The organism is Protofrankia sp. Cr1 (assembly GCF_963555865.1).
Taxonomy (GTDB): Bacteria; Actinomycetota; Actinomycetes; order Frankiales; family Frankiaceae; genus Protofrankia.
Window position 1 is genome coordinate 30,897 of the sequence record NZ_CAUVXO010000003.1, and the last position, 13,969, is coordinate 44,865.

Below are 13,969 nucleotides of genomic sequence, written 5' to 3' on the forward strand. Positions count from 1 at the left end.
CACCAGGTCACACCAGGTCCGGCGACACGAGACGCCAACCTGTCAGAACCTGTTGTGAATCTTCTGTCCCGGCGATCCACGCCCAACCGGCCTGTGGATAACAGTCCGTCATCCACAGCACGATATTCGCGCTCGCCACCGACGCATTCGCAGGAAATAATACTTGTACGGATCAAAGAAACACTCCGAGCGAAATTCGGAGCTCCCGCCACCGGCCGGAACGGTCGATCTGGAGGTCACCCAACATGTCCGCACTCCCGGCGCGCTACCATCTGATCACGAAGCATTGGACGCAGCTGCTGGTCAGCATATTCGTAGCGCTGCTCACACCATCGACGGCACGCGCCTCACATCAGGTTCGAGCTGACGGCGGGAACATCGGGTTCAGATCGATTCGGAAACGCCGAGACGACGCGGGAATGTCGACAGCGGAGTACGCCGTGGGCACGGTTGCCGCGGTCGGGTTCGCCGCTGTTCTCTATGCGGTAATCCACAGTCCGGCAACCCGCACTCTGCTGGCCAACGTGGTCAGCCGGGCGTTGTCGATTCCCTTCTGAGGCCTGAAACCGAAGAGAGCTCGGTCATACCTATGATCCGGAAACCGACGCCCCGGTGATGCCAATGAGCCGAATAAGGCACAATAATGATCTTCCGCCTACGCCCGGAGACCACGGAGTAGCTGGCGTTCCATGTCCCGCAATGGCTGCCGCCCAGCGGCACACGGCTCGCGACGGCGGCCAGGCAACCGCCGAACTGGCGGTCGCGATCCCGTCCCTGATACTCGTGCTGCTGATTGCGATCTGGGTTCTCAGCGCGGTATCCGTTCAGGCGCAATGCGCGGAGGCAGCTCGCGTCGGAGCCCGTGCGGCTGCTCGCGGAGAAACCGACGAAGTAGTGCGCTCGTGGTCGAGAAGGGCCGCACCACGCGGTGCCGAGATATCTGTCACCCACGGCGGCAATTTTGTTGTGGTGCAGGTCCGCTTAGGTGTCCGGGCAACCGGGGGACTCGCTGGAATCATGCCCGCAATCAACATCACGATGTCCTCGACAGCGCCGCTCGAATCAGCGGAAACAATCTGATCGGACCTCAAAACCCACCCTCTGTTGAACCGTGGGTTACAGCGGGAGGAAGAACAGTGAATTCTACCGGCATGGACCGGTCATACCTGTACGGGCGCCCCGGCTTGCGGCACCGCGGCGCATCTGACGACCGGCACACGCCAGGCCGAAAGCGCCCCGGCGACACGGGCTCGGCGACCATCCTCATGCTTTCCGCATTCCTCGTTCTCGGGACCTTCACCGGTGCCGTCCTGATGGTCGCAATGATCGCGGTCTGTCGCCAGCGGGCCGCGAACGCCGCCGACATGGCCGCGCTCGCGGCCGCGGGCGACCCATCGGGCGACCCGCTGTCCATGTGCGCACGTGCACGCGACATCGGGCTCGCGAACCACGGCCGTGTCGTGTCCTGCACGACATCGGGGGACACCGTGGAAATCGCAGCGGCGATCGATCTTCCGGGCGCGCTCAGGGGCCTTGGACCGCTGGTTGCGCGAGCCCGCGCCGGCCCGTGGGACGGCGCCAGCAGTGATGATATTGCCAGCACCGCCGTCGCGGCGTCGGCTGACAGCCTACGAAGGCGTGTCCCGGCCAGGTCCGGCCGGATCGAGTCGCCGCAGTACGGCCTCCAGCAACCGGCGCGCGGCCGGCTTGTCCAGCGGCTCGTTCCCGTTGCCGCACTTTGGCGACTGCACGCACGATGGGCAGCCAGCGGTGCACTCACAAGCCGCGATCACGTCTCTAGTCGCCCGGAGCCACGGTTCACCGCGCAGAAAGCCCCGTTCGGCGAAACCGGCTCCACCCGGATGGCCGTCGTAGACAAATACCGTGGTCCGGCCCGTGTCCGGATGCAGCGCGGTGGACACTCCCCCGATGTCCCACCGATCACATGTCGCGAACAGCGGGAGGATGCCGATCGCCGCGTGTTCAGCCGCATGAACCGCGCCAGGGACATCATCCTCGTCGATCTCCGCCTCGGCCAACAACCCGTCGGTCACCGTGTACCAGACTGCCCGGGTACGCAGATGCCGTGGGGGAAGGTCGAGCGGCTCCTCTCCGACGACCCGTCCGGTCACGATCTGGCGCCGCTGGTAGGCCACTACCTGGCTACTGACCTCAACCGTCCCCAGCTGCAGTTCGACCTCGCCTACCGTCCGGGAACGGGCCACGTCCAGCACCTTGATGTCCGTCAGCTCCCGGGCCCACGTCGTCCAGTCGGGCGTGTCCGCCTCAACGAAGGCGACCGCCACGTCAAGGTCGAGTTCGATGACCACGTAAAAGCTGCCCTGGTGGAGATAGACCGCTCCACGGTGGACCGTCGAGTGCGACGTCGCGGCATCCACCGTCCCGAGCAGGCGCCCGGTCGATGCCTCGACGATCCGCACGGGCGCACCACCAACGCCACGGATATCAACATCAGGTCGGTAACGGTGGGTCCAGTACCAGCCTGCCGGCCGACGCCGGAGCCGGCCACGACGCACCAGGTCATCGACCGTGGTGCGGGCAGCCGGCCCGAAAAGATCAAAATCGGCCTCGGTCAGCGGCAGTTCCGCGGCCGCGCACTCGAGATGGGGGCCGAGCACATAGGGGTTGTCAGGATCAAGCACGGTGGCCTCGACCGGCCGGCCGAACACGGCCTCCTGGTGGTGCACGAGATAGGTATCGAGAGGATCATCACGAGCGACCAGGACCGCAACGGCTCCCTGACCGTTACGACCCGCACGGCCAGCCTGCTGCCACAACGAGGCAAGAGTGCCCGGATACCCGGTGATAATGGCGGCATCCAGCCCGGTAACGTCCACACCCAGTTCCAAAGCGTTCGTCGCGGCAACCCCGAGCAGCCGTCCCGAGCGCAGATCCGCCTCCAGCGCCCGGCGTTCCTCCGGCAGGTAGCCCGCGCGATAGGCCGCGACCCGGTCCGCGAGATCCCTCGAAACGTCCGACAGCGCTCGGCGGGCCGACTGCGCGACTACTTCCGCCGCCCTGCGCGACCGCACGAACACAAGAGTACGGACGCCGTCGGTGACGAGATCGGCAAGCAGGTCCGAGGCTTCCGCAGTCGCCGAACGGCGCACCGGCGCACCGTTGTGACCATGGATCGGCGACTCTCCGTGTCCTTCAGGTTCCATCCCACTGGGCGTCGGCGCCACCACAGCCGATGCGGGCGGCCGCCAAGAGGTGACGAGTGGAGGTTCATACAGCACAAACCGGGTCGCGCCTCTCGGGGAGGCGTCATCGTCGACGACCTCGACATCGAGCCCGGTAAGGCGGCCAGCGGAGCGGCCCGGGTCGGAGACAGTCGCCGATGCCAGCACGAACACGGGCGTCGACCCGTACCGCGCAGCCACCCGTCGCAGCCGCCGCAGTACGTGTGCGACGTGGGAACCGAACACGCCCCGATAGCCGTGACACTCGTCGACCACGACGTATCGAAGGCCCCGCAGGAATGCGGCCCACCGCCGATGGGACGGCAACACACCGTGGTGCAACATGTCAGGATTGGTCAACACGAACGTCGCGTGAGCCCGGACCCAGTCACGTTCGGACGCGGATGTGTCGCCGTCGTACGTGGCGGCGCGTACTCCGGTCAGGTTGAGCGCACGAACAGCGCGGAGCTGGTCGTGCGCCAGTGCCTTGGTGGGAGCGAGATAAAGCGCCCGGGCCGACGCTTGGGCCAGCAGGACAGTGAGCACGGGCATGAGGTACCCCAGCGACTTACCCGACGCCGTACCGGTCGCCAGTACGACGCTGCGTCCACCATGTGCATGCTCGGCGGCGCGCACCTGATGGGTCCACGGCTCATCGATCCCGACGGCACGCAGCCGTGAGACCAGCACGGGATCTGCCCACACCGGCCAGGGAAGCCGCGTACCAATCCGGGCCGGTACATGCTCCACGTGTGTCACGCACCGCCGCCGGCGGGCGTCCGCAAAAAGTCGATCAAGAATCACCGCACCACGATCCGGTGCGTCTTCGGGCACCACGGTTCCGCCCACAGCAGCTCAGCGTAGGTCAGGACGCCCGAACCCGGGTACCCCGGCTCGGCGGACGTGCTCATCCACCGGGTCTCGCGGCCGGTGACAACCGTTGGACCGCCACTGCGTAGCAACGACAAGCAACCGACGGCACAACCGGTGCCAGGCAAGGAGAACACAAATGGATCACAATGTGATGTCGGATTGCGACGGATGCACGCGGCGACTGTGTCGCGGTGAGCCGGATTGATCCGAGCGTGGGAGGGTAGTGGCGCCGTGATGTCAGCCGTCCAACCGGGCGGCTGTGGAGCACACGCCAGGAGGAACCGTGGACCTGTCTCTCACGACCCGGGTGGAAGGGGACTTCACGATCGTCGTCGTGGGCGGCGAGATTGATGTCTACACCGCGCCGAAGCTGCGCGAGCAGCTCATCGATCTCGTGTCGGGTGGGTCATACCATCTCATCGTCGACATGGAAGGCGTCGAATTCCTGGACTCGACCGGCCTCGGTGTACTCGTCGGAGGCCTCAAGCGAGTCCGCGCACATGAGGGGTCGCTGCGCCTGGTCTGCACCCAGGAACGGATATTGAAAATCTTCCGGATCACCGGTCTGACGAAGGTCTTCCCCATCCATGCTTCCGTCGAGGAAGCGCTCGCAGCGAAGGACTAGGGCCTGTCCGATGACTATTGGTCGATGCGGGCGATGATCCAGAAGGCGGCCTGCCAGGCGTCGGAAGCCGGACGGTCCTATGCTCGGTCATTCCAACTACGCCAGAACGGTCAACTACCCCAGAACACCATCTCCGCATCGAGAGGCAGGTAAGCGACGCATGGCCACCGTCGAGTTGCGCTTCGCCGCCCTGCCGGGCCATGTCCGCACAGCCAGGATGATCGCGGGTGCGGTCAGTCGACGTTCGGGGGTACCCGACGAGCTCATGGACGAGGTCAAGCTTGCGGTCGGCGAAGCGTGCGCCCGGGCCGTCAGCGTGAACCGCCGGTTCGACCCACAGGCCCTCGTGATCGTCCGGGTCGGTGATGATGACGACGTGTTCGAAGTATCGGTGTCCGACTGTGGGCCGGGAGGTGGCCGGATTTCGCCCGCTCACCCCGACGGTCGGGTCTCCACGCCAGCACTGATCAATATCGACTGCGCTCAGGCCGACGATGAAATCAGCGACGAGCTGTCCTCGGTGGTTCCCACCGGGCTCGGTCTAGCCCTCATCCAGGGCTTGGTGGATGACGTCACCATTGCGGCGCGGCCAGACTCGGCCGGAACGGTTGTCACGATGCGCTGGCCGATCAGTAAGACGGCGGACAGATCGATCCTGGCGATCTGACCCCGGTCCGCCACCGCCGAGGCCGTCCCGGACCACCAGACGAGCCAGTGCACAGCTTTGCCTCGACAGCTTCATCCACCATAGCTACCCGAATGACCTGCGCCACGTGTCAAACCGTAACATTCACCCACCGGGGTCACTCGAAAAGCGAGCGCGTGTTACAGCCGTATGGATAGACTGCGCCGCATCGCACACTCGGTCGATCAGGCCGGGTGGGATGCCGTGAGTGCTCCCCATGGTACCGGACGGAGGTTCGGGGGGAACGCGGGCCAGCGCGCTAGTTGCCGTATATCGGTGCGACAGCGGGCCGGGTGACCACCCGGGCCTGTCCCAGCCGGCAGTCATGCCGGCAATCGCGCCCCATGCGTCGACGTATGCGCATGCCCGGCGTCCCTTCACACCCGGACGGTGACCTCGGTGACGTCGTCAGGTGCGACGTCGGGCCGTGCACGCCCATCGCGACGCCATAATGGCGCCGGGCGAACACGGAGGGTGCACCGACCTGACCGGGAGGGCCCATGGTCCCGCTCCAAGCCGAGGCAGGTACGAAGCCAAGTGCTGTCGCCATTGAACTTAGCGGAGGTCAGCTCGGACTGGTCGCTGGTGTGGCAGCCGTCGCAGCGATCGCATTGGTAGTTGCCGGCTACCTGGTCCGCGAGGTGCTCGCCGCGAGCCAGGGAAGCCCCCAGATGATCGAAGTCGGTCGCGCCGTTCAGGAAGGCGCCGTAGCCTATCTGCGCCGGCAGTTCATCACAGTGGCGGGCTTCGTCGTCGTGATTCCCTTCGTGCTGCTACTGCTGCCGGCGGACACTACCAGCGCCCGGGTGGGACGTTCGGTTTTCTTCGTCCTCGGGGCCGTCTTCTCCGCGCTTGTCGGCTTCGTCGGCATGTCGCTTGCCACCCGGGCGAACACCCGTACCGCCGCCGCAGCCATCCACCAGGGGGAGCGCGCCGCCATGCGGATCGCCTTCCGCACCGGCGGCGTGGTCGGGATGTTCACGGTCGGTCTTGGGCTGCTCGGAGCGGCGGTCGTCGTGCTGGCATTCCGTGATACGGCCCCGCAGGTCCTGGAGGGATTCGGGTTCGGCGCCGCGCTGCTGGCGATGTTCATGCGAGTCGGTGGAGGTATCTTCACCAAGGCTGCGGACGTGGGAGCCGACCTCGTCGGCAAGGTCGAACAGGGCATCCCCGAGGACGACCCGCGCAACGCGGCCACGATCGCCGACAACGTGGGCGACAACGTCGGTGACTGCGCCGGCATGGCCGCCGACCTGTTCGAGTCCTATGCGGTGATGCTGGTCGCCGCGCTGATCCTCGGGGTCAAGGCCTTCGGCGAAAACGGACTGGTCTTCCCACTGCTCGTGCCGGCTGTGGGCGTACTCACCGCGATCATCGGAATCTTCTCGGTCGCCCCCCGCGCCGGTGACCGCAACGGCATGGCGGCGATCAACCGGGGCTTCTTCATCTCGGCCCTGGTCTCCGCCGTCGGGGTCATCATCGTTTCGTTCGTCTACCTGCCGGACAGCTTCTCCGGTTTCCCCGGTCTTGAAAACAGCAGCCAGAGCGGCAACCCGCGGTTCATCGCGATCACCGCAGTCCTCATCGGCATCGTGCTGGCCGCAGCCATCCAGCTACTCACCGGATACTTCACCGAAACCAACCGCAGACCGGTCCAGGGCATCGTGAAGGCGTCCACGACCGGTCCCGCCACCAACATTCTTTCCGGCATCGGGGTCGGGCTGGAGTCAGCCGTCTATTCGGCGTTGCTCATCAGCGCGGCGGTGTTCGGCGCATACCTGCTCGGATCCGGCAGTACCACGGTGGCACTGTTCGCCGTAGCTCTGGCCGGCACCGGCCTGCTGACGACAGTCGGAGTGATCATCGCCATGGACACCTTCGGGCCTGTCAGCGACAACGCCCAGGGCATTGCCGAGATGTCCGGTGCAGCCGCGGACGGCGAGGGTGCCGCGATCCTCACATCCCTCGACGCGGTCGGTAACACCACCAAGGCCATCACCAAGGGCATCGCGATCGCCACCGCGGTGCTGGCCGCCACCGCCTTGTTCGGATCGTTCACCGACACGGTCAACGCGGCACTCATCAGCGCCGGCCGGACTGTCGAGGGCTCGCGTACCCTCAATATCGCCTACCCCGATGCGCTGGTCGGACTCATCATCGGTGCCGCGGTCGTGTTTCTGTTCGCCGGACTCGCGATCAATGCGGTCGGACGCGCCGCGGGGCGGGTGGTCGAGGAGGTACGTAACCAGTTCCGAACGAAGCCAGGGATCATGGCCGGCACCGAGAAGCCCGACTACGGTGCCGTCGTCGACATCTGCACCCGGGACTCCCTACAGGAGTTGATCACTCCAGGCACGCTTGCGGTTCTCGCTCCGATCGCAGTTGGCTTCGGCCTCGGTTACCCGCCACTGGGTGCATACCTTGCCGGAGCGATCGCCGGCGGCGTCCTCATGGCCGTCTTTCTCTCGAACTCCGGTGGGGCCTGGGATAATGCGAAGAAATTCGTCGAGGACGGCAACTACGGCGGCAAGGGTTCCGATGTCCACGCCGCCACGGTCATCGGCGATACCGTCGGTGATCCGTTCAAGGACACCGCGGGGCCTTCAATCAATCCTCTGATCAAGGTAATGAACCTGGTCAGCCTGCTGATCGCACCATCTGTGGTGAAGTACTCGGTTGGTGCTGACGAGAACAAACCACTACGGATCGCCATCGCACTCGTGGTTGTCGCGGTGATTGCCGCAGTGATCATCTATTCGAAGCGACGCAGTACCGCCCTGGCGGTTGTACCGTCAGTGACCGAACAGCGCGCAGCCGCCAATCCAAAGGCAACGGTGTAGCCCATCTCTTCGACGGCCTCCGCCCGGCCCACGGGCGGAGGCGCAACCAGCACCATCGCGGAGCGCGGCTATCCACCGGCGGCGATTAAGAGCGGTTCGAGGCCGCCTGGTCGGACACCGACAGACCTGTGGGCGCGACACGGCGTACGGTCTCCTGCGGCGTCCACAACACCGGACGCCGCAGGGGCCGCCGCGCGGCCGGCTGACATACCGGTGTGCGTCGACCTACTGTCGAGACATGGACCCGGGGCTTGGCAATGAGCCCAGGGCCGGTTTCCACCGGCGATTCAGCCGTCCGCACCACGTCCGACGCACCACGCCCGACGCACCACGCCCGACGCACCACGCCCGACGCAGCACACCCGACGCACCACGAGCCGCAATGCCGAAGTCGAACCACCCCCCTGCAACGAGGAGAGAAGTGCCCCCGCGCACGAAGCCGACAAACAGCGGGACGCGCCGGTCGAGCGCCGGGTCATCGACACCCGTCGTCGAACCCACGGCTTTCGACACCGGCGCCGCGCCCCACACGGACGCCCACACCGACGCCCAGACGGACGCCCAGACGGACACGGACATGTCCGGCAACGGCGCCGCGTCCCGTCCCAGCACACGTACGAACACGCGTGGTAGCCGATCCGGCACCTCGACGAGCACTCCCACCACGACCGGAACCCGGCTGGTGATCGTCGAGTCGCCCGCGAAGGCGAAGACCATCGCCGGATACCTCGGCCCCGGCTGGCAGGTCGAGTCCAGTATCGGGCACATCCGGGACCTGCCGCGTAACGCCGAGGAGGTGCCGGTCGCGTACAAGAGCAAACCGTGGGCGCGGCTCGGGGTGGACGTCGACAACGGCTTCGAGCCGCTCTACGTCGTTACCCCCAACAAGAAATCCCAGGTCAGCAAGCTCAAAGCCCTGGTCAAGGACGCCAGCGAGCTCTACCTCGCCACAGATGAGGACCGCGAGGGCGAGGCGATCGCCTGGCACCTGCTGCAGACGCTGAAGCCGACCGTGCCGGTGAAGCGAATGGTCTTCCACGAGATCACGCCGCAGGCCATCCAGCGAGCGGTGGACAACCCGCGCGAGATCAACGAGAACCTCGTCAACGCCCAGGAAACGCGGCGGATCCTCGACCGGCTCTACGGCTACGAGGTCAGCCCGGTGCTGTGGAAGAAGGTGATGCCGAGGCTGTCGGCGGGCCGGGTTCAGAGCGTGGCAACCCGCATCCTGGTGGAACGCGAACGCGCCCGGATGCGCTTCACCTCGGCCGAGTACTGGAACATCGAAGGTGTCTTCGGTGCGCTGGCCACGGGTGAGGGTGGTTCGCAGGGCCGGGCCGCAGCCGCCCAGGCACCCGACGCCACTCCACTGCCGGCGAACCTGGTCGCGCTCGACGGCCGCCGACTGGCCACCGGACGCGACTTCGCCGCCTCCGGCGAGCTCACCTCCGCGGACGTGGTGCGGCTCGACGAGCCCGCGGCGCGCGCCCTGGCCGGCCGGCTCGCCGACGCCGTCTTCACGGTCCGGTCGGTGGAGACCAAACCGTACCGCCGCTCGCCCTACCCGCCGTTCATGACGTCCACCCTGCAGCAGGAGGCCGGCCGCAAACTGCGCTTCTCCAGCCAACGAACGATGCAGGTGGCACAGAAGCTGTACGAAAACGGCTACATCACCTATATGCGTACGGACTCGACGAACCTGTCCGAAACCGCGCTCGTCGCCGCCCGGGACCAGGCCCGGACTCTCTACGGGCCGCAGTACGTGCCCGAGCGGCCCCGCACCTACACGAAGAAGGTCAAGAACGCCCAGGAAGCGCACGAGGCGATCCGTCCGGCCGGGGATCACTTCCAGACCCCCGGTGAGGTGCGCACCGCACTCCGGGACGACATCGACGGCTATCGGCTCTACGAACTGATCTGGCGGCGGACAGTCGCCAGCCAGATGGCTGACGCCCTCGGTACGTCGGCGACGATCCGGCTCGGTGGGGCATCCAGCGCCGGGGAGGACGCCGAGTTCTCGGCATCGGGAAAGGTCATCACCTTCCCGGGCTTCCTGCGCGCCTACGTCGAGGGTGCCGACGACCCCGATGCGGAGCTTGAGGACCGTGAACGCCGCCTGCCAGACGTCCGCCAGGGCGACCGATTGGTCACCCGCGAGCTGAACCCGCGCGGGCATACCACCAACCCGCCGCCGCGCTTCACCGAGGCGAGCCTGGTCAAGACCCTCGAGGAACTCGGCATCGGGCGACCGTCCACCTACGCATCGATCATTGGGACGATCCAGGACCGCGGTTACGTGTGGAAAAAGGGCAGCGCGCTGATCCCCAGTTTCGTCGCGTTCGCTGTCGTCGGCCTGCTGGAAGACCATTTCGGCCGGCTGGTCGACTACCGCTTCACCGCCTCGATGGAAGACGATCTCGACGCCATCGCGGCCGGTACGTCGGCGTCGATCGACTGGCTAACCCGCTTCTACTTCGGCTCGGACGCGGGCCAGCCCGGCGGTGTCGCGCGTTCGGGTGGCCTCAAGCACCTGGTCAGCGAGCGGCTCGGGGAGATCGACGCCCGCGAGGTGAACTCGATCCCGCTGGGTACGGCGGACGACGACCAACCCGTAATGATCCGAGTCGGCAAATACGGCCCGTATGTCCAACACGGCGACCAGCGGGCCAGCGTCCCCGAAGATCTTGCTCCAGACGAACTCACCGTGGCCAGGGCGATGGAGCTGCTCGGCGCGCCGAGCGGGGACCGGCCCCTTGGCACCGACCCGGCCAGCGGCGCGGCCGTCACTGTCAAGATCGGACGTTTCGGTCCGTACGTCAGCACGGACGAAGACCCGCCGCGCCGGGCGAGCCTGCTGGCCACGATGTCCCCCGAGACGGTCACCCTCACCGAGGCCCTCAAGCTGCTCACCCTGCCCCGATCACTGGGCGTTGCCCAGGACGGCGAAGAAGTGACGGCCCAGAATGGCCGGTACGGACCGTACGTCAAGAAGGGGTCGGAGAGCCGGTCGCTGGAGTCGGAGGAGCAGCTGTTCAGCGTGACGTTGGATGAGGCACTGGCGCTGATCGCCCAGCCGAAGGCACGGGGACGCAGGCAAGCCGCGCAGAGCCCGCCCCTGCGCGAGCTGGGCGCAGATCCTGCCACCGGTGCGCCGATGGTGCTGCGTGAGGGCCGGTTCGGCCCGTACGTCACCGACGGTGAGACAAACGCGAGCCTGCGCAAAGGCGATGAGGTCGCGTCGATCACCGTGGAACGGGCAGCCGAACTGCTCGCCGACCGCCGGGCCCGCGGACCGGCGACGCCCAGACGGCGGACGGCCCGCGCCGCCGGATCAGGCAGCGCCGCCGGATCAGGCGGCAAGGAGCCGGCCGCTCCGAAGACCGGCACCACGAAACGGGCCACCACCAGGAAAGCCCCGGCCAAGAAGGCCGCCACCGAGAAGACCACGACCGGACCGGACGCCGGCACGTCCAGCGCCCCGTCGACCCAGCCGCGCCGGACGGACTGATGGGCATTCCGGTAGACGGCGACGCCGGCCCGCCGCGCTCGCAGACGACCCCACTGGTGTCGTCGGATGTCGGCGGGCCGTCTACCGGCAGCACGGCGCCACTCGCCAGCCCTGATGATCCGCATCAGCACACCGAAGGAGATTTTCGCGCGGTCCTGCGGATCGCGCAGTTCCGCCGGCTCTGGCTGGCGCTGGCCCTGTCCAGCCTGGGTGACTGGATGGGCCTGCTCGCGACGACGGCCCTGGCCAGCTCGTTGCGAGCGAGCTTCTCCGACAAGGCGTTCGCCATCGGCTCCGTACTGATCGTCCGACTGCTGCCCGCGCTGATCCTCGGACCGTTCGCCGGTGTCGTGGCCGACCGGCTCGACCGGCGGTTGACGATGGTCGTCGCGGACATCCTGCGATTCGGGTTGTTCCTGTCCATCCCATTGGTTGGGACGCTGACCTGGCTGCTCATCGCGTCACTCCTGATCGAGTGCGTGAGCCTGTTCTGGAACCCGGCCAAGGACGCGAGCGTGCCGAACCTGGTACCCGCGCGCCGGCTCGCGGCGGCGAACACGCTGAGTCTGATCACCACGTACGGCTCGGCGCCACTGGGTGCAGCGATCTTCTCACTGTTGGCCACCCTGTCGCGTGCGTTGGCGTCCGGCGTGTCGTTCTTTCAGACCTCCCCGCTGGACCTCGCACTCTTCTTCAACGCGGCGACGTTCCTGGTATCAGCGATCGTGATCTTCCGGCTACGCGGGATCGGCCGGGCCGAGCACCAACGCACCGACCCGCATCTGGGCCTGTGGTCGTCGATCACGGAAGGCTGGCGGTTCGTCGGCCACAACCGGCTGGTCCGCGGTCTGGTGATCGGTATTCTCGGCGGGTTCGCCGGAGCCGGGTGCGTGGTGGCGCTCGGGCGACTCTACGTCCAGATTCTGGGCGGCGGTGACTCCGCGTACGGCGTCCTGTTCGGTGCGGTGTTCGTGGGGCTTGCCGCCGGAATGGCGCTGGGACCGCGGCTGCTCGGTGACTTCAGTCGCTCCCGTCTCTTCGGCCTGAGCGTCACCGCCGCCGGGGTGGCCATGCTGGCGGTGGCGGTCATGCCCAACCTCGTGCTGGCCTGCGTCGTTGTCGTCCTCGTCGGCATGTTCGCCGGGATCGCGTGGGTAACCGGCTACACTCTGTTGCAGGCGGAGGTGAGCGACGAGCTGCGCGGGCGGACATTCGCGCTGGTCCAGTCCCTGGTCCGCATTGATCTGCTACTGGTGCTGGCCGCCGCGCCCGCGCTGGTGGGCCTCATCGGAGCACACCGCATCAGCCTGTGGGGCAGCGTCCATCTCCGCGCCGACGGGGTCACGATCGTCCTGCTCGCCGCCGGCATGCTCGCGGTGGCCGTCGGCCTGTTCGCTTACCGGCAGATGGACCAACGCTCGGGCATCGCAGTCCTGCCCGAACTCTGGAACGCCCTGCTGGGCCGTGGCAGCACACCGCTACGCCCTCGCCACGCCGGTCTGTTCGTAGCCCTCGAAGGCGGTGAGGGATCCGGCAAATCCACCCAGGTCGAACGGTTGGGATCATGGTTGGCGTCGTCCGGACGCGAAGTTGTGATCACCCGCGAACCGGGTGGGACCACCATCGGCGCTACGCTGCGGGACCTGCTGCTCGACCCCTCGGTACGGCTGCACCCGCGCACCGAGGCGCTGCTCTACGCCGCGGACCGCGCCGAGCATGTCACCCGGGTCATCGAGCCGGCACTGGCCCGGGGTGCGATTGTGATCAGCGACCGCTTCATCGACTCGTCCATCGCCTATCAGGGCGCCGGGCGCCGGCTCGGGGCGGACGAGGTCGCGGCGCTGTCGCGGTGGGCCACCCAGGCCCTGGTCCCCGACCTCACGATCCTGCTCGACCTGCCCGCTGAGATCGGCCTGCGTCGGGTCCGGGAACGGGTCGGTACGGTCGGCTCGAGTGTCGATCCGGCCGGGCCGGCGACCAAGCCCACGGCCGGCCTCGACCGGATCGAGGCGGAACAGGTCGCCTTCCACGAACGGGTGCGCGACGGGTTTCGCCGGCTCGCCGACAGCGCGCCCGGCCGCTATGTGGTCCTCGACGGGAACCGGCCGCCGCAGACACTGCACAATGAGATCCGCCACGTCATCAGCGAGCGGCTGCGCACTGATCTCGACCCGGTCGCCGCGGACCCACACATGCAGCCCACACCGGCCGAGACCGTGCGGCCAGACAGCGTGC

The 13,969-nt window shown here is 67.1% G+C and carries 8 protein-coding genes and 1 pseudogene; 8 read left to right on the top strand and 1 reads right to left on the bottom strand.

The window, feature by feature from the left end; genetic code table 11:
* The first annotated feature begins 419 nt into the window (after window positions 1-419).
* From U9980_RS28355 to U9980_RS28360, 3 genes and pseudogenes are all read left to right on the top strand, one after another.
* Window positions 420-557: a DUF4244 domain-containing protein gene (locus U9980_RS28355; RefSeq protein ID WP_416210104.1), complete on the top strand. Its 138-nt coding sequence runs from the start codon at window positions 420-422 to the stop codon at window positions 555-557.
* Between the two features lie 142 nt (window positions 558-699).
* On the top strand, window positions 700-1,080 hold the full coding sequence (locus U9980_RS01040) for a TadE family type IV pilus minor pilin (protein WP_322766278.1): 381 nt from the start codon (window positions 700-702) through the stop codon (window positions 1,078-1,080).
* A 71-nt stretch (window positions 1,081-1,151) separates the two neighbouring features.
* A pseudogene (locus U9980_RS28360) lies at window positions 1,152-1,556 on the top strand (Rv3654c family TadE-like protein); the annotation flags it as partial.
* Between the two features lie 72 nt (window positions 1,557-1,628).
* Here the strand turns inward: U9980_RS28360 and U9980_RS01045 are convergent.
* Window positions 1,629-4,052, bottom strand: coding sequence for a DEAD/DEAH box helicase (locus U9980_RS01045; RefSeq protein ID WP_416210105.1), 2,424 nt, complete (start codon window positions 4,050-4,052; stop codon window positions 1,629-1,631).
* A gap of 307 nt (window positions 4,053-4,359) precedes the next feature.
* Here U9980_RS01045 and U9980_RS01050 point away from each other — a divergent pair, with 307 nt between their 5' ends.
* The 5 genes from U9980_RS01050 to tmk form a co-directional block, all read left to right on the top strand.
* Complete coding sequence (locus U9980_RS01050; protein ID WP_322751973.1) at window positions 4,360-4,701, top strand: anti-sigma factor antagonist; 342 nt, start codon at window positions 4,360-4,362, stop codon at window positions 4,699-4,701.
* Between the two features lie 160 nt (window positions 4,702-4,861).
* The gene (locus U9980_RS01055) at window positions 4,862-5,368 is read left to right on the top strand and encodes an ATP-binding protein (protein ID WP_322766279.1); all 507 of its coding nucleotides are present in this window, start codon (window positions 4,862-4,864) and stop codon (window positions 5,366-5,368) included.
* A 518-nt stretch (window positions 5,369-5,886) separates the two neighbouring features.
* Complete coding sequence (locus U9980_RS01060) at window positions 5,887-8,226, top strand: sodium-translocating pyrophosphatase (RefSeq protein ID WP_322766280.1); 2,340 nt, start codon at window positions 5,887-5,889, stop codon at window positions 8,224-8,226.
* Window positions 8,227-8,647: 421 nt separating this feature from the next.
* Window positions 8,648-11,734 (top strand): type I DNA topoisomerase, encoded by a 3,087-nt coding sequence (topA, locus tag U9980_RS01065; RefSeq protein WP_322766281.1) that lies wholly within the window; start codon window positions 8,648-8,650, stop codon window positions 11,732-11,734.
* The coding region (tmk, locus tag U9980_RS01070) for a dTMP kinase (RefSeq protein ID WP_322766282.1) at window positions 11,734-13,969 on the top strand (2,236 nt) is incomplete at its 3' end. The genes topA and tmk, both read left to right, overlap by 1 nt.